This is a genomic window from Asticcacaulis tiandongensis (assembly GCF_006475605.1).
Lineage (GTDB): Bacteria > Pseudomonadota > Alphaproteobacteria > Caulobacterales > Caulobacteraceae > Asticcacaulis > Asticcacaulis tiandongensis.
Map to the genome: position 1 here is coordinate 278549 of NZ_ML636837.1, position 17128 is coordinate 295676.

General features: G+C 50.8%; 15 protein-coding genes. 7 read left to right on the plus strand and 8 right to left on the minus strand.

The window, feature by feature from the left end:
• The first annotated feature begins 128 nt into the window (after positions 1-128).
• From E5201_RS01270 to E5201_RS01285, 4 genes are all read left to right on the plus strand, one after another.
• Positions 129-851 carry an inositol monophosphatase family protein gene (locus E5201_RS01270; protein ID WP_140984185.1) on the plus strand — a complete coding sequence of 241 codons (723 nt, stop codon included), beginning with the start codon at positions 129-131 and terminating at the stop codon, positions 849-851.
• Positions 775-2307: an N-acetylneuraminate synthase family protein gene (locus E5201_RS01275; RefSeq protein WP_140984186.1), complete on the plus strand. Its 1533-nt coding sequence runs from the start codon at positions 775-777 to the stop codon at positions 2305-2307. Before E5201_RS01270 ends, E5201_RS01275 begins: the two co-directional genes overlap by 77 nt.
• A gap of 31 nt (positions 2308-2338) precedes the next feature.
• Entirely contained in the window at positions 2339-3049 is a 711-nt protein-coding gene (locus E5201_RS01280) for an acylneuraminate cytidylyltransferase family protein (RefSeq protein WP_140984187.1), read from the plus strand.
• 77 nt (positions 3050-3126) lie between these two features.
• On the plus strand, positions 3127-5532 hold the full coding sequence (locus E5201_RS01285) for a glycosyltransferase (protein ID WP_140984188.1): 2406 nt from the start codon (positions 3127-3129) through the stop codon (positions 5530-5532).
• A 9-nt stretch (positions 5533-5541) separates the two neighbouring features.
• Here the strand turns inward: E5201_RS01285 and E5201_RS01290 are convergent, their stop codons facing one another.
• The 7 genes from E5201_RS01290 to E5201_RS01320 all read right to left on the minus strand — a co-directional run bounded on the left by E5201_RS01290 (position 5542) and on the right by E5201_RS01320 (position 11933).
• The gene (locus E5201_RS01290) at positions 5542-6279 is read right to left on the minus strand and encodes a glycosyltransferase family 2 protein (protein WP_140984189.1); all 738 of its coding nucleotides are present in this window, start codon (positions 6277-6279) and stop codon (positions 5542-5544) included.
• The gene (locus E5201_RS01295) at positions 6276-6884 is read right to left on the minus strand and encodes a hypothetical protein (RefSeq protein WP_181404502.1); all 609 of its coding nucleotides are present in this window, start codon (positions 6882-6884) and stop codon (positions 6276-6278) included. Before E5201_RS01295 ends, E5201_RS01290 begins: the two co-directional genes overlap by 4 nt.
• Before the next feature lie 71 nt (positions 6885-6955).
• The gene (galE, locus tag E5201_RS01300) at positions 6956-7972 is read right to left on the minus strand and encodes a UDP-glucose 4-epimerase GalE (RefSeq protein ID WP_140984191.1); all 1017 of its coding nucleotides are present in this window, start codon (positions 7970-7972) and stop codon (positions 6956-6958) included.
• 26 nt (positions 7973-7998) lie between these two features.
• Entirely contained in the window at positions 7999-9648 is a 1650-nt protein-coding gene (locus E5201_RS01305) for a glycosyltransferase family 2 protein (RefSeq protein WP_181404503.1), read from the minus strand.
• Between the two features lie 180 nt (positions 9649-9828).
• Entirely contained in the window at positions 9829-10602 is a 774-nt protein-coding gene (locus E5201_RS01310; RefSeq protein WP_140984193.1) for an ABC transporter ATP-binding protein, read from the minus strand.
• 3 nt (positions 10603-10605) lie between these two features.
• Positions 10606-11286, minus strand: a complete 681-nt coding sequence (locus E5201_RS01315) for an ABC transporter permease (RefSeq protein ID WP_246050347.1) — start codon at positions 11284-11286, stop codon at positions 10606-10608.
• 230 nt (positions 11287-11516) lie between these two features.
• Positions 11517-11933: a hypothetical protein gene (locus tag E5201_RS01320; RefSeq protein ID WP_140984195.1), complete on the minus strand. Its 417-nt coding sequence runs from the start codon at positions 11931-11933 to the stop codon at positions 11517-11519.
• 518 nt (positions 11934-12451) lie between these two features.
• On the opposite strand from E5201_RS01320, the gene E5201_RS01325 reads away from it, so the two are divergent.
• From E5201_RS01325 to ahpF, 3 genes are all read left to right on the plus strand, one after another.
• A complete protein-coding gene (locus E5201_RS01325; RefSeq protein ID WP_140984196.1) occupies positions 12452-13510 on the plus strand; it encodes a mannose-1-phosphate guanylyltransferase/mannose-6-phosphate isomerase in 1059 nt (352 codons plus the stop codon).
• Between the two features lie 246 nt (positions 13511-13756).
• On the plus strand, positions 13757-14320 hold the full coding sequence (gene ahpC / locus E5201_RS01330; RefSeq protein WP_140984197.1) for an alkyl hydroperoxide reductase subunit C: 564 nt from the start codon (positions 13757-13759) through the stop codon (positions 14318-14320).
• Between the two features lie 174 nt (positions 14321-14494).
• On the plus strand, positions 14495-16078 hold the full coding sequence (ahpF, locus tag E5201_RS01335; protein WP_140984198.1) for an alkyl hydroperoxide reductase subunit F: 1584 nt from the start codon (positions 14495-14497) through the stop codon (positions 16076-16078).
• A gap of 90 nt (positions 16079-16168) precedes the next feature.
• On the opposite strand, the gene E5201_RS01340 is transcribed toward ahpF, so the two are convergent.
• Positions 16169-17023, minus strand: a complete 855-nt coding sequence (locus tag E5201_RS01340; protein ID WP_140984199.1) for a glutamate racemase — start codon at positions 17021-17023, stop codon at positions 16169-16171.
• Positions 17024-17128 lie beyond the last annotated feature (105 nt).

A 17128-nucleotide genomic window follows, 5' to 3' on the forward strand; every position in this document is an offset into this window, starting at 1 on the left:
TTAAGGTGCAATAAATCAAGCCACCCCAAAGGATACAATTTGCAAACCGAGCGCAATGTGCGGCACTTGTGCACCTTGTTTTGCAGTGCTACACAAACCCTTTATTCTCTCCATATTGATAAAATTTAATGACTGATGCTTATATTCAGACAATCGGAAATCTGATCTCCGAAATAGAATCCTTCGTACTTAAAGCCGTGCCGGAACTTAACCGCATGCGGTATGATGTGACCTGGAAACCTGACGGCAGTCCCGTTACTGCCGCTGATAAATGGCTTGAGGACGAGATAAGCCGCATCCTGACAAAAAAACTGCCCGGTCTGACCTTTATCGGTGAGGAAACCTGGCAACCCGACGCCATGAGCGTAAATGACTGGGTGGCTGTGCTGGACCCGATCGACGGCACCGAGAACTTTTGCTCAGGCCTGAAAGAATGGGGCACCTCTTTGTCAATCTGGCATAAGGGGCAGCACGCAGGCAGCCTTCTACTCATGCCCGAGTTGGGAGAGAGCATGTCCAGCGGTAATATTCCACGTGTTCCGCACTCTCGCATTGTCGGATTTTCATCGTCTCATAACGCTGAAATTTCCAAGGGATTACAGGAGAATCCAGAGGGGCGTATTATGGGCTGTGCCGTATATAACCTTTTTAATGTAATCCGTGGTTCATTTGCACGATTTATAAACCCCAAGGGAGCCTACAGCTGGGACCTGCTGGCCGGCGTGGCTCTGGCTTACGAGGCGGGGTGCATAGTTAAAATTGAAGGATCTGATTATGACGGACGTTTTCTTGAACCAAATCGGCGCTATCGCGTCGACATACAACACAGATACGATCTTCATTCTGGGTAAGGGGCCGTCTGCCGATCTTGTCCCTCCTGAAGTCTATGCGGGCTCTCTGGTCATCGGCCTTAATGATGCGGAACGTATCTACCCTGCCGACATATCCATTTTCCACGCTGACTGGGTCAAAAATGCACTGGCTGAAACCGGTTCTCGTGCCAGATTGTACCTGACATCGACTGACTTTCGTCCGTCCAATAATGCCGAGGTACTGTACGCGCCACACAAGCCCCTGACGCAGGAAAGCAGTGATCTGATGATCCAGCGCCTGCTCTCGGACACCTTTGTCATTGAGGATCTACTGTTCCTCTCGGCTTTGAAAGTTGCCAGACTGGCTGCCAGTTTCCGGGGACGCCCACAAACCGTGTACATGGTCGGATTTGACTTCCGACCCGAGTTAGGCTTCGCAAGCGCCGTAGGGAAACAGCACGAAAACATTGCTCAGGATGAGCAGGCCTTCCGCATTGAGATTCAGGAGAACTTTTTCCTCAATGCGCTCTATATGTTGCGCGACACCGATATAGATGTTTGCCATGTCGGCAATCGCAACTTCTCCCGCCTCAGCCCCGCCGAGCTTGCCGAACGCTTCCTGCCTATCCAGAAAGTAGATGCCTCTGAAGGGGCGCGCCAATGGGGCGTATCGGTTATAGCTGAACTGACAACCAACCATTTTGGTGACAGGGGTCGCCTGGAGCGCATGGTGCGTGCCGCCAAAGCCGCCGGAGCCGACTATGTAAAGGTGCAAAAACGTGACGTTGCCAGTTTCTATTCCAAAGAACAACTAGCCGCCCCGTACAAGTCGCCATTCGGTAAAACATTTGCCGACTATCGTCACCAGCTGGAACTGGATGGAGACGACTTCATTTTTCTTGAAAATCTTTGCAATACTATCGGCATTAAATGGTTTGCATCGATTCTGGACGAACCTTCATACCGCTATCTAATGGACTTCAATCCGGCGATGGTGAAGCTGCCTTCAACCATATCTGAGCACCGTGATTATCTAGCCATTGTCGCAGACACCTGTACAAAGCCGGTTGTCCTGTCTACCGGCATGACCGATCAGGCATATGAGCAATGGGTTCTCGAAACCTTCAGCAAGAGCGAACAGCTTTATCTGCTGCAATGCAACTCTGCTTACCCTACGCCCGCACATGACTGTAATGTTGGCGTGGTGCGTCATTATCACGCCCTGTCCAAAGCGAATCCACGCATTATTCCGGGATATTCAAGCCATGACTTTGGCTGGTTCGGCTCCGCACTGGCGGTGGCCGCTGGCGCGCGTATGGTGGAAAAGCACGTTAAACTTGGCAATACGGAATGGGCACATTTTGATGCAGTCGCCATAGACCTTACCACCGGTGATTTCAAAGATTATGTCACCAAGATTCGTGAGACTGAAATCGTAGTTGGCACAGAAGAAAAGCAGATCAACGCCAGCGAACACCACAAGTACAGAAAATAGAAGAAATTTCTTAAAAATCGGATTTTTGAAGATGACAGGCTATATTGGTTTCATTCCATGTCGTGCTGGCAGCGAGCGCGTTCCAAATAAGAATACGCGCCCTTTCGCCGGTTTCGAAGGTGGCTTACTGGAGCTAAAACTCCGTCAGCTAGCCGGAGTGTCCAAACTCGAAAAAATCGTCGTGTCGTCGAATGATCCGATTGTACTGGATTATGTAGCTAGTTTTAGCCCCCACGTTGACATACTTATTGAAGCGATAAACAGGCCGAATGAATTAGGAACCAGTTCCACACCCATGGATGATTTCATTCGTTATACGGGCAATTTATCTGAGGAGGGAACAATCGTGTTCACACACGTTACCTCACCCTTTATATGCGCCAGGGAATATGAGAGCATCATATCGGCCTATGAGAAATCCCTTAATGAGGGCTATGACTCACTTTTAACCGTAACAAAACTGCATAAGTTCCTATGGGACGAAAAAGGCCCTATCAATTACACTCCACACCCAATCAAATGGCCCCGCAGTCAGGATATACGTCCCATTTTTGAAATTAATCATGGCGCGTATGTTTTACCTTTCAAGCTTATGCGTGAAACGGGTGACCGCTTAGGCCATCGTCCCTACTTCATGCCGCTTTCCGAAATTGTTGCGATGGACATAGATTGGGAAGAACAGTTCGAGTTGTTAGAACAGATCGCACTGGCCAAAATGTCGAAGGGGGCAGTGCTGATTTGAGCACACGGCATACAGACCCCTCACTTCCTGATCAGGCGCCACTCGGCAACTCAAATTCTCCCAATCGGGATGCCCCCATGTTTGACATCACCATAGTCCTCAACGTTCACCGTGAAATCACTTATCTGCGAAGAACGCTTCTCTCATTAGTTGAAGCGGTCACTTTTGCTCATAATGATGGCCTGAGCTGTGAACTGGTGATCGTACTCGACAACAGTGACGAACATACCCGCACGTGGATTAAGGCCGAAGACCTTTCGGCCTTTCAGGCAACACAGATTATTGAGGTGGACAACAGATCACTTGGCCTGTCACGTAACTCAGGCATTGCCATAGCCAAAGGCCAATATATTACCACGTGTGATGCAGACGATCTCATATCTTACAATATGCTGTCAGCATGCTACCGGACAGCGCAAGCACATACCAGTGACATTGCTGTTTTTCCTGAATTTCTACTCGCATTCGGGGCGAATACACACCTGTGCCGTTATTATGGCAGCAAAGACATCTCTACCTTGTCCCTGTTCAGCGATCACCCCTATATTTCACGCATATTTTTCTCATCCGATATCGCCCGCCGACATCCGTATAAACATGCTGATCATAGTCAGGGATATGCCTATGAGGACTGGTGCCTTAATGCCGAACTTATCGCCAACGGCATAGAGTTTGTCATCGCACCAGAAACCACGCTGTATTATCGTCAACGTCAGGGAAGCCTCCTTACCCAAGCAAATCTGGATTCAGCCCGCCTGACTCTTCCAAACAAATTTTTGCAGCCATCAATCTATACTGAGGTAAATAAGGAAGCCGCTCAGTCCGCTATGAAGGCACTGTGGAGCACACCGACACAAGCTAGTATTCACAAAGATTTTTTTGGCAATGCTGCAAATCATCGGACGGCTCAGGCGGCGAATCTGATTGATCCAGCCATACTTTTTCACAGTGATCTCAATGTAACCTACACAAACAAAGGCATTTCACCCGCAGCAGGGCTGGCCTATTACAAGGCCTGTCAGCTCTTAAGTCAGACCGATTATACTGATGTTATACTTTTACCATACCTCATAGCAGGTGGGGCTGAGAAATATATACTGAATTTTATAAACGCCTTGAAAGATATCGGTGTCGGTAAGCGGTTTTTGTTTCTGTGCGGGGAACCTGTTAATCGCCATATGTGGCTTGAGAACCTACCGGACAATAGTGATTTCATTGACCTTTACGCTCTCTGCAAAGGTGATGAGGCGGCTATCGACCTCATTACCATACGCCTTATCCAGTTCGCGGGTGACTCACCGCGCGTTCATGTGAAATCGTCTGCATACACGCACCGTTTTCTTCGGCGTTTTTGTAAAATTCTGAAACCAAACAGAGTTATATATTACAGATTTCCCGATGCGGTGGATAAAAGCGTCCAGCTCACATATGGCGCGACCTTCAACATACTTAGCGATCATATTGACCAGATCGATGATGTTATCTCCGATCACGAAGCTCTGGTTGCACATGATCGGCTACGCTTTGGTGTCCTGTCGTCACGCTGGCATTGCCTGTATACGCAATGTGATTTACCTGAAAAAATCTGGCAGCCTCCGACAAACAGTGCGAAAAAAAAGCTGCTGTGGGCGTCACGGGTCGATCCGCAGAAACGCCCTGAGATGCTTATCAAGCTGTTGGAAAAGCTTAGATCGCGTTGCCCATATATCCACATCGACATCTACGGACATTTCTCGTCGCACTACGACACCTCCCTCTTTAATGGCATTAGCAATGCAAGTTACAAAGGGGGATTCAATCAATTCAATGACTTGCCGCTAGTGGATTATACGGCATTTTTATATACATCCGACTTCGATGGCATGCCAAATGTTCTACTAGAGGCCTTAGCCGCTGGTATGCCGGTGATAGCCCCCTCCATAGGTGGCATACCCGAAGCCATTCAGCATCAGCGCACAGGGTGGTTGCTAAAGACATCCGGAGATGACATCGACGATGCGGAAGTTTACGCAAGATGCCTTGAGACTTTTGATTTTGATCCAGACAAACTCTCCCGCATCGGGCAGGCGGCGCGGGCAAGCGTAGAGACGCGCCATGCTCACGCAATATTTTTAAATAATGTTCGCAAACTGATCGGATTGGACGCCCCCCCCCCTAACTTACCTAACAAGCCGCTCACGCCAAAACAAAAACTGGCCACCGTGCTCAGGCAATTATCAGAAAAAGAACAAGCTCTGCAGCAGGAGCGTGCACGTAGCATTAAGCTGTCACTACAATTACATCACATGGATCACACCGTCCCCGTGGTGTTCGCTCCAGACGCTGCCGTTCACAAGCCATCCGGGCAACCGGATTTGAGGGTTGTCGAACTTGAGCAGCAATTGCGGGCCGCACAAGACCAATTGAACAATTCACGCGTGCTAAAAGTGGCACGATATTTTGGAAGATTGATAGGCTATCAAGGGCGAAGAACATATCGGTAGGGGACTGGCCTATCGTTTAGCCGACTCCTGCTTTTGCTTGCGCGCAAGCCGAAGCAACCCTGAAATATCCGGCCGTGCCCGCACTGTCGCGCTTTGCTGCGCCAGTGAATTCCATCGCGTGCGCAAAGCATGTCCGGTTCCTTTAACCACCTTGTGCAAACCACCGTGCTCGATGATCGAAATATTCCAACCCCAGTCTTCAAAGCCTACACGATTCTGCAAATCCGTCATTGGATAAGGCACACGCAACAACCAGTCGCGTTTCGTAAAACACAGGGCGGTCCATATATTACTCAGTGCCAGCGCCAGCGGTTCGAATTCTGTCTGCTCCATGTCCGCATGGATATGCAGGCCTGAACTATCTCCAAAATACAAATTGATCTCAGGATGCCATACTATGAACCGCGGATCGGCACTGGCGCACGCATGTGCTTCGGTAAGCCAGTTTTCGCTCCATAGATCATCACCATCAAGAAATGCGATCCACTGCCCCTGAGCCACCTCAACGGCATTATTTCTTGATCGCCCCAAATCGCCGTGGTCAAAGTAAACACATCTGAGATGCGTGTCCGACATGTCTTCAGCAAGCGCAACAGTTTCAGGGTTCGCTCGATCCAGAGCCGCTATAATCTCTACTGTTAATCCGCTTTGACGTGCAAACTCCGCCGCCCGTTTAAGATTGACAAGACTGGCTCGGGCCATTTGACCTTCGTTATGAAGATTAACAATTGCGGTAATATCTGTCATGGACGCGCCCACCGCTCACGTTCCTTAAGGCTTAACTGAGTATATAAGGCATCACCGGTTTTGCTTCCACAGTTGAGGATACGTGCCTCAGGGTAAGACCCCAAAATAAGTTCCAGTAACAAAAGCCGATATATGGGTGTGTCAACGGTAAGAAAATCCGCAAGCGCATGGAACTGCTTACTCTTATCGCCCCTATGAGCCATATCCGTAGCAAGATGAAGCACACCAGCATGGTCCTCGCTACCTATAGTCCGCGCTCCAGACATAAGAACAATTTGATTGATAAATTTTTCGCCGCGTTGAGACTCTACAAACGCTTTGAAGCCATCAAGCAATATACCCGACGCCTCCGTTTTTCTCAGTTGCAATGTCCTGATATTCTGAAAGCGCATATCCTTAGAAAGTGCCTCATCATAGACAGACAGCTCACCCAGTAATCTCTCCGCCAGGGTGTAGATCTCATCGGATACAAACGGGCGCTTTCCCCAGCGGCCTTCATTACGCCCGTACAGTAAAAAGTGCACCTTAGGGTCACGCCCTGAAGCGGCTACATCGGGATACTGCTTAAGGTACCATGCCGGATCGAAATCACAGGCAGTCTTCAAAAGGCGTGCATGTACTAAACGATCCAAAAATCGTGACAGGCCACATAATCTGGTAGGTACCCTGGCCAAGATCAGCTATAGCCGTTTTGATTATTGGACTGCCAACGCCAGGTATCTTCGCACATTTGCCGGATAGTACGTTCCGCACGGAAACCCAGCTCCTGCTCTGCCAGGCGACAATCTGCGAACGAAGTTGCTATGTCTCCAGGCCGACGCGGCTGAACCTGATGAGATAACGGCTTACCACAAGCTGTCTCAAATGCTTTCAGCATTTCCAGAACACTGCAACCTGCACCGGTGCCTAAATTTACCGTCAGTAGCCGCGCCCGCTCTATGAGCGTTTCCAACGCCAGTACATGGCCTTTGGCCAGATCATCCACATGTATATAGTCGCGTACGCCTGTACCGTCGGGCGTATCATAATCACCACCAAAGACGTTAAGATGCTGACGGCGGCCAACCGCCACCTGCGATATAAAAGGCATGAGATTGTTCGGAACATCACGCGGATCTTCACCGATTAATCCACTTGGATGCGCACCCACTGGGTTGAAATAACGTAGAAGACCAACGCTCCACTGAGAATCTGACGCGACAAGATCACGCAGCATCTCCTCGACCATGAACTTGGTTCGGCCATAAGGGTTCACCGGACCGAGACCGTGAGCTTCGTCCAGAGGAAGATATTTCGGGTCTCCGTATACTGTTGCAGACGAACTGAAGATCATGCACTTCACCCCGTGCGATTGCATGGCTCTGATGAGGCTCAGGCTGCCGGAGACGTTATTATCGTAATATTCAAGTGGTTTCTCGCTGGATTCACCCACGGCCTTCAGGCCGGCAAAATGAATTACCCCACTATAAGTCTTTGACCTCAGGACCTGTTCCAACAAAGCCTGATTGCGTATGTCACCCTCAATCGCTTCGATTTTTTTTTCCGCAATTTGCTCTACTCGCTTGAGGGCCTGAGGCGATGAATTGCAATAATTGTCTAATACAGTGACCTGATAGCCTCGTTCGAGTAACTGCACGCAGGTATGAGATCCAATGTACCCAGCGCCGCCCGTAACCAGAATATGTTTTTCCACAGCGTTACTTCCTAAAAATTCGTCAACTATCTAAATCTGAAAACTTCTGTGCCCCGTGAAACAGAAGCTGGTAACCAGGGGTCATTATGTATTAGGTGACGCCATTTGGCGTAAAAAGCCTGAAGCTCCATTTGCCGCCGCCTGAGTTTCGCTGGCAGGCTGTCGTCTCCCCGGCTCTCTCCTTCAAGGTGATAGGCAACGGCTTGCGCGACGAACACAGTATTATACCCCAGTGCATTTAATTTCAGGCACAGGTCAATATCCCCCAGCGTCACGGGGAAATGCGCTTCGTCAAACATTCCCGCTTGATGAAACTTCTGCCTGTTTACGCAAAGGGCCGCTCCGGTAACCGCGCTACGTAACGAGTTTTGCATCAATCGGGGTTCATTTTGCTGCCCGACTTCCGAGAGCCCACGCCACAAATGCCCACACATCTGCGTGACACCAAGCATGACGCCGCCATGTTGCAACCGACCATCGGCATAGAGCAAGCGCATCCCGACCGCGCCCGCGTCAGCATTCTGAGCCTCATCCATAATATAGGTCAGCCAGTTGGTATCGCGCAAAACGATATCATTATTCAGAAACAGCAGGTAGTCGTGCTGTGCATGGCCAGCGCCGATATTGCATAAAACTGAAAAATTGAACGGGACATCTGCCCGTATAACCTTCAGCCCTTTGGCTTTGTAAGTCTCCAAGAGGGAAAAGGTCCGCGGCTCCGTAGAGCCATTATCCACCACAATGACCTCATGCGGCCACCAGGTATTCTCAAATAAACCTGCCAGACATGCTTCCAATAGATCAGATCGATCTCGCGTCGGGATAATAATGCTGCAGGGGGCCGCCGTATGCGCTACCGCTCCATCATCAGACTCAGGCGGTACAACATCAAGATGGGGTTTATCTTTTATGGCCAGAGGAAGATTTATTACGGCACAATCACTGCGCGGTAACGTAAGAATATCCGATACTGCAGAAAAATGACCCCTCCACACATATGGCGTCGGCAGAAGTCGTCGGTATAGAACCGGATCCCAAGCGATATGCGCACTAAGCTGACCTGCGCAAGTAGTATCAACCAAATAGCGCCTGATCTGACTATTATTGGCAAATTGCTCAGCAATAACCAATAAGGCATCTGGTAACAGAACGTCCCCCTCGCCCAACCAGACAACCCCGTCGTGCCGTACATCTTTGTCGAGGGTAAAGTAGGGATAAATCTGTTCTTTTAAGCCGCTGTCCTGCGCCCCTTGCCCATCAGGCAGAACCAACAAAAAACAGGGCCTGTCAGTTAACGCATTTAAACGACGCTCGATACATTCCGGTTTTTCGAACAACAGTTTGCCTGAACTTAATTGCCCATCAGGGCTCGGCGTTCGACTATCCCCCACCCGCATACCAAAACTATTTTTATTTTTTAGGACTCGCCCAATGAGCGACGCTACACGCCCGATGTTCAAACCGCCTCGGAGCATATGAGATAATTTGCGGCTGTACGCATGGCTCAGTTCTAAAAAAGACAGCCTTTTCAACCGTGCCGTTTTAAACGCATAGCATCCTGTTCGCCCCCCTACGAAAACCCTAAGATCATATACGCCTCCGGCTAATCGAAGAAGCGTAGAGCCCTCATTGTCCGCCTCTATTTCAAGTGTCTGATACCTGTCCTTATCAAACATCTCCAAACACATACCAGGCCCTTCACACGTTACCTCAAGCCTATAATAACCCTGTTCAAGTGGTATATTCGGCGCGACGTAACTCCCCCAAGGCTTGCTGATCTGTATGCCGCCCAAAACAGGCATGCTACCTTCATCAACAATATGTGGAAGGGACAGGACGTCTATCATATTATGAGTTTAGGGAATTAGGGTTGCAAGCTGAGGCTTAGGCGCGGCTAATTCAAAATCCCACTTATTTACGTCTCCGAAATACACCTGCTCGCCACCGTTCAGGACGAGAAGCTTATTGCATGTTGCCTCAATGAGAGAGGTAGAGTGACTCGCCAACACCAGACCACGCGCCTTGTCCACCAGACTGTCTATTCGTTTTTTTGCCTTATCTATAAAGGCGGCATCGCCCGCGCTCAACCATTCATCAAGCAACAAAATGTCGGGATTAAGCGTCGTCACGACTGCAAACACCAGTCTTGACTGCATACCTGATGAAAATATTTTCACCGGCATATCAATATAGGTGCCAAGATCTGAAAAGCTTATAATTTCTTCCATATTGTCTAAAATGTGCTTGGTCGAGAGGCCACGCATTTTACCGATATGGACAATATTTTCACGACCGGTCATGTTGGGATCCAATCCCATTGAGACATCAATCATGGACGATATATTGCCGTTAATATTTATACTTCCACGTGTCGGCTCATATATTCCCGCCACAACTTTCAACAGCGTGGTTTTGCCCGCTCCGTTGTGACCGATAACGCCGAGGCGATCATTCTCTTCAAGCGAAAAATTGATCTGCTTCAACGCCTGGATATGTATAATATCACTTCCGTCACGAAGTAATTTTCCACCAACCGTCAGATTGGCAATTACATTGCGCAAGGATTGGGCACGGACTGAGTAGACTGGATAGACCAGATCGACAGATTTCAATTCAATAAGGGGAGTCATAATCTATACCCAAAATGCAATTTTACGACGGAATGCACCAAAAAATATCAGCCAGAAAACCAACCCGAGGCTAAGACTAATCAGACTCAGGTTCCAAGCCACTGCCGGCGGCGCCTCCCCAAGAAGCGGGCTGCGTACAATTTCCAATAACCCATAGAACGGGTTGAAATGCAGCAGCGCCGTACGCCACCCCCCCATGTTGGTGGGTATCCAAAAAACCGGGGTCAGAAAGAACAACATTTGCCCGACAAACGGCAACAGAAAGCGCATATCCCGAAAACGTGCCCCAAGCATCGCCGCAAGACTTCCCCAGAGAAATGAATTTGCATACACAACCGGAATTGCAATCAAAATACTCCAGTGAGGTATAGCAAGACTGCCAACCAGAGCCAGCATCAGGTAAAACGCCACGAGATTGTGGAAGAAAATAAAAAACGTCCTCGAAAGGCTCTCAAATGAATAATAGCTGTAGGGATGCGCATGGTTTTTAATAATTGATGCCGCGGACATATATACTTCCGGAGCCTCATTAAGAACGTAGCTTGATAGACTAAAACACAATAGCCCGGCCATGATATAAGGCAGAACAGACTGAATCAACTGCCCCTGAATGCCCCCAATCATGATTGCCAGGGCCAATGATGTCGCCACCACGCCGCCTGCAATCCATAAGGACCCCAGCATCGTCCTTTTGTATTTTGAGTGTATGGAGTGATAAGCATGATGCATCCATACATGCCTGAGCGCCACCCCACGACTGAAATCACTTAAAGCTTTAACGAACATCTGAACCTATGATTTGCCTGAAATACGAATGTGGCCGAAAATCTTTTGTTGCCTGCGCACACCTAGTCGAAGATTGTGTCTGAAACGCGTTGCAATCCTTAATGGACTTAAGAGCCTGAATTATATATCTACAATTTAAGAGGCGTAAAATAACTTGTTTTTTGTAAATTGTGGCGCAGATAAGAAACGGGATTAATCCCATAATTACCGCCCACGCGGAACTTGAATGTGAGATCGTCTATGCTTTCAAACAGGAATGTGCCATATTTCCTTATAGGCTTCATTTTACTGTTGGGCATAACCACAGAAATAAAAATGTCAAGCCTTTGGCAATGGACGCACGGCGGCACATCACCAGAAATTTGGATACCCGTCAGGTCTGTACAAGTATGGGCTTTATATATGATTACAATGCTAATCATATATATTTCAACCAGAGCATCGTTTTCGCACCGGCTGATCTGGTGGCCAACTGCGGCCATTTCTTTGGCTGGTGCAGCGACAATAGCCGCAGCCCTCTTCAGCCTGTCTTCATATGTGTCCATTCACACTGACAAAGTGTTAATCAGCGCCTTCAGCCTCAAGGGTATAAAACCGACCACTGTGTATTATGATCAAACACCTGCGGCATACATCTCGTGCAAAACCGAAGATGCTCGTGGCCGTCAGGTCCACACATTATCATACCGGCTGGGAGACAAGTCATCTGCACGCCTTGATCTCGGGAATCTGCTTCAGGATTCACGTCACTCTAAGTTGGCCATATCAGCCATTGAGTATGTCGATACAAAACTGCAAATCGCTAAAGTGCCGAGGGTTCTTTATCCCACCTCCCTCACACAAGACGCGTTTACCAATTGCATTAGCAACGCCGCAAAGATCTTAAACCACCAAGACCCCGGCAGTATTCAGAAGATATTTTCTCCTACGGATATTTACCCAAAATCTATAGATCGTTCAGATAGAATGAAAAATTAACTGCGCAGTACGCTTTGTTTCAAAAATAATACGATAATTCGAATTGTTAGCTCCATTCTTATAAATAGGGTTCAAAAGGGGCCTCATGCGCATTTTACCCATCATAATGTCAGGTGGCTCCGGTTCACGCCTGTGGCCCTTGTCAACACCTTCGCAACCCAAGCAATTCCATGCCTTGGCCACGCAGCGTACCATGATTCAGGAAACCGCCCTGCGTCTGTCAGGGCCGGAGTTTCTTGAGTCCGTTGTGATTTGCGGTCGGAGTCATGAGCAACTGGCTGTCGCGCAACTTGAGGCCATTGATCATCGGCCTCAGGCAATCATTCTTGAGCCCTTTGCCCGCAACACAGCTGCCGTGGCTGCGGTGGCCGCCCTTATCGGTCAGGAAATAGCGCCCGATGCGCTTGTGCTTCTGGTGCCGGCCGATCATGTAATCACTAAACCGGACGTCTTCCGTGCGGCCCTGCAAACCGCTGCCGCGACGGCCCTTGATCATATTGTCACCTTTGGCATCCGCCCCAACGCGCCTGAGACCGGCTTCGGTTATATTCAGCGTAACGAAAGCCTCTGTGACGGCGTGTGGTCAGTAAAGCGCTTTCTTGAAAAACCCAATCTCGCCACGGCGACAGAATATGTCGCGGACGGCGGCTATGACTGGAATGCCGGTATTTTCCTGTTTTCACCACAGGTTATGCTTGAAGAACTAAACCGTCACCAGCCGGATGTTCTCGAAGCCACCCGCAGCGCCCTTGAGAACGCACAGGTCACTGAGCGTACGCGCCTTCTGAACCCTGACGATTTCGCCAGATGCCCGTCCATTTCTATCGACTACGCCGTTATGGAACGTACCGAGCGTGCAGCGGTCGCCCCCTGTGACATAGGCTGGGCTGATGTCGGCGGCTTCAGCGAATTATGGCGTCTGGGCGCTAAGGATACCGAAGGCAATCATAGCTCCGGCGACACCATACTGATTGACGCGAATAACTGTCTGGTACGCGCCGAAGGCCCGCCGGTCGCTGTTATCGGGCTTGATAATATTATGGTGATCTCGACCCCGTCCGGCATTGTCGTTGCGCCAGTATCGCGTGCACAGGATGTAAAGCTCGCTGCCGAAGCCGCCAAAAAGCTTACTGGGACAATTTAGGAATTTTTATAGGATCTGGAATTTTCAAGCCACCCCATATATAAATAAAATCTATATATAATAAAAATAAAATAAGCTTGATCTTCGCTTTTACTCTGGCAATATGCCTCTCGTAACGTAAGACCCCGCGCGGCTCCGGCAGCGTCCAAATGTCTCACCATCGTTTCGTAAACATTTCAAACGCCTCGGCTATATTAATGCAGGTACCTGATCGGTACTGAGGCCCCAACCCAAGCAGGATTGTCCATGTCCCTTATCAATACGCAAATTAAGCCGTTCAAAGCCGAAGCCTTCAAGGAAGGCAAGTTCGTCACCGTGACTGACGCGGACCTTCAGGGCAAGTGGTCGGTATTCTTCTTCTATCCGGCCGACTTCACCTTTGTTTGCCCGACTGAACTCGAAGATCTGGCCGACAACTATGCCGAATTCCAGAAGCTTGGCGTCGAAATCTACGGCGTGTCGACCGACACCCATTTCGCCCATAAGGCCTGGCACGACACTTCGCCCGCTATCGGCAAGATCAAGTATCACCTCGTAGGTGACCCCACCACGCAACTGTCGCGCAACTTCGAGGTTCTTATCGAAGAAGTCGGTCTGGCTGATCGTGGCACCTTCGTTGTCGATCCTGAAGGCAAGATTCAGATCGTTGAAATCACTGCCGGTGGCATTGGCCGTAACGCGCTTGAGCTTCTCCGCAAGATCAAGGCGGCCCAATATGTCGCGTCTCACCCCGGCGAAGTTTGCCCGGCCAAGTGGGAAGAAGGCGAGAAGACCCTTGCCCCTTCGCTCGACCTCGTCGGCAAGATCTAAGGCGCATTATGAAAGGCGGTTTTCGCTTTTCACCCATAATGCGCGACAGGATACATAATCCGGAGCCTCTGGTTCCGGAGCATCCCTGACCCGCGCCGCTGCTGTGGCCCCGAGCGGGTGCATGGCGGCGGCGCTTTTTATTTTCGGGGCCAATATTTTCGGGAGTACGACACAATGTTGGAAGCTGGTCTGAAATCGCAATTGCAGGGTTACCTTGAGCGGCTGGTGCAGCCGATCGAACTGGTGGCCTCGGTTGATGATAGCCCCAAATCCAAAGAATTACTGGCCCTGCTCGAAGACATCGCTTCGGTGTCCGCAAAGGTGTCGGTCAAAACCGATGGTGCGGATGACCGCAAGCCGTCCTTTGCCATCAACCGTCCGGGCGAAGACACCGGTGTGCGTTTCGCAGGCCTGCCGCTTGGCCATGAATTTACCTCACTGGTTCTGGCCCTGCTTCAGGTTGGCGGCCACCCGCCCCGTGTTGAGGCCGATGTCATCGAGCAGATCAAATCGCTCGACCGTGACCTGACTTTTGAGACCTACTTCTCCCTATCGTGCCAGAACTGTCCGGACGTCGTACAGGCCCTGAACCTGATGAGCGTGCTCAATCCGCGCATTCGTCACGTGGCCATTGATGGCGCCCTGTTTCAGGCAGAGGTCGATACCCGTAAGATCATGGCCGTCCCCAGCATCTATGTGAACGGTGAGCCCTTCGGTCAGGGCCGCATGGGCCTTGAGGAAATTCTCGCCAAGATCGATATGGGTGCGCAAATCCGCGAAGCCGAAAAGATCAACGCCAGGGCACCCTATGATGTTCTGGTGGTCGGTGGCGGCCCGGCTGGTGCCGCGGCGGCGATCTATGCCGCGCGTAAGGGCATCCGTACCGGTGTGGTCGCTGAACGCTTTGGCGGTCAGGTGCTCGATACGATGTCGATTGAGAACTTCATCTCGGTCTCTCATACCGAAGGCCCTAAACTGGCCTCGGCCCTTGAGCAGCATGTACGTGAATACGAAGTCGATATCATGAACCTGCAAAAGGCGCGTCAGCTGGTGCCTGCCACCTCTGCCAACGGTCTGATTGAGATTCAGCTCGAAAGCGGTGCCTCTGTGCATGCGCGTAACGTCATCCTTTCGACCGGTGCCCGCTGGCGGCAGATGAACGTGCCGGGTGAAGACTTCTACCGCAATAAGGGCGTCGCCTATTGTCCGCACTGTGACGGCCCGTTGTTCAAGGGCAAACGCGTCGCGGTGATCGGCGGCGGTAACTCTGGCGTAGAAGCGGCCATTGATCTGGCGGGCATTGTCGCGCACGTCACCCTGCTTGAGTTCGACACCGATCTTCGGGCCGATGCCGTCCTGCAACGCAAGCTGGCCAGCCTGCCTAATGTCACCATTCTCACCAGCGCCCAGACCACCGAGGTCATCGGCAATGATGAGAAGGTCACGGGCCTGCGTTATAAGGATCGTCAGCGCAACACCGAGCATGTGCTCGAACTCGAAGGCATCTTCGTCCAGATCGGTCTGGTGCCTAACACCGAATGGCTGAAAGGTACGATTGACCTGTCTCCACGCGGTGAAATCGAGATCAATGCCCGTGGTGAAACCAGCCTCCCCGGTGTCTTTGCCGCCGGTGATGTGACCACCGTGCCCTATAAGCAGATCATCATCGCCATGGGCGAAGGGTCAAAAGCCGCCCTCTCGGCCTTTGATCACCTGATCCGCACCTCGGCTCCGGCAGAATCCGTCGCCGCCGAGTAGCAGAGGCCACTTCACTCCTCCCTGCCTCCGGCGGGGAGGGGGACCGCTTTGCTTTAGCAAAGGGGTGGTGGGGTATCTTTCTATCTTCTGTTAAACCGCCTCAAACCCAATCGGTCGGCCATAGAACTTCTCCGCCAGCCCCGAAGGTTGCACATTCAGGCCCGTCGTCAGAAACCGTCTGAGGCCTGAATGGCCAATATCATATTCAGGGTGCGCCGCCAGATAGCTTACCAAAGCCTCAGTCACCGATGACGGTTGATGGATCAGCGGCGTGCCCTTGGGCAAGGCCTCACGGAACAGGTCACCAACAATCTCATAGTGGGTACAGCCTAAAATTGCCCGATCCGGATAACGCCCGATCCGGCTTTTCAAAGCTTCAACATGACCGATAATCCGTTCACGGATGATATATTCGTCTGCCCCATATTCAATCATGCCCGCCAGTCCCGCGCAGGGTTCGCTGAACACGGCAATGTCCTGACGGCGCTTGTCGATTTCGATCTCATAGACCCGTGACCGCGCCGTGGCCGGCGTGCAGAAAATCCCCACCACATCCAGATTGGCGATGCGCGACCCGTCGCCCTTTTCCGGCTCATGCGTCCAGGGCAGGCCGGTCGCCGCCTCAATGGTCGGCACGATAATCCCCAGCACATTAACTGGCCGCTGATAGGTGCGGCGAAACTCCGCCAGCCAGGTCGCCTGCAACCGCCTGAGCGCCACGGCAGACGCCGTATTACACGCCAATACGACCAATGACGCGCCTGCCTCAAACAGGATTTCACAGCCGCGCCGCGTCAGGCTGACGATTTCTTCACCGTCACGCTCGCCATAGGGGGCATATTTCTGATCCGCCAGATAGACCATATCGGCGGCAGGCAGACTTTCTGACAGGGTGCGGTGAATGCTTAAGCCTCCAACGCCGGAATCGAAAACCCCAATGGCCATGCCGCGATACCCTGAAATCCATAATGCTGATCCCTATATAGAACAGCAGGACATTTGCCGTCCATGCCCATTGAGACCGCTTGCGGACATTAAGGGGCTGTGGTT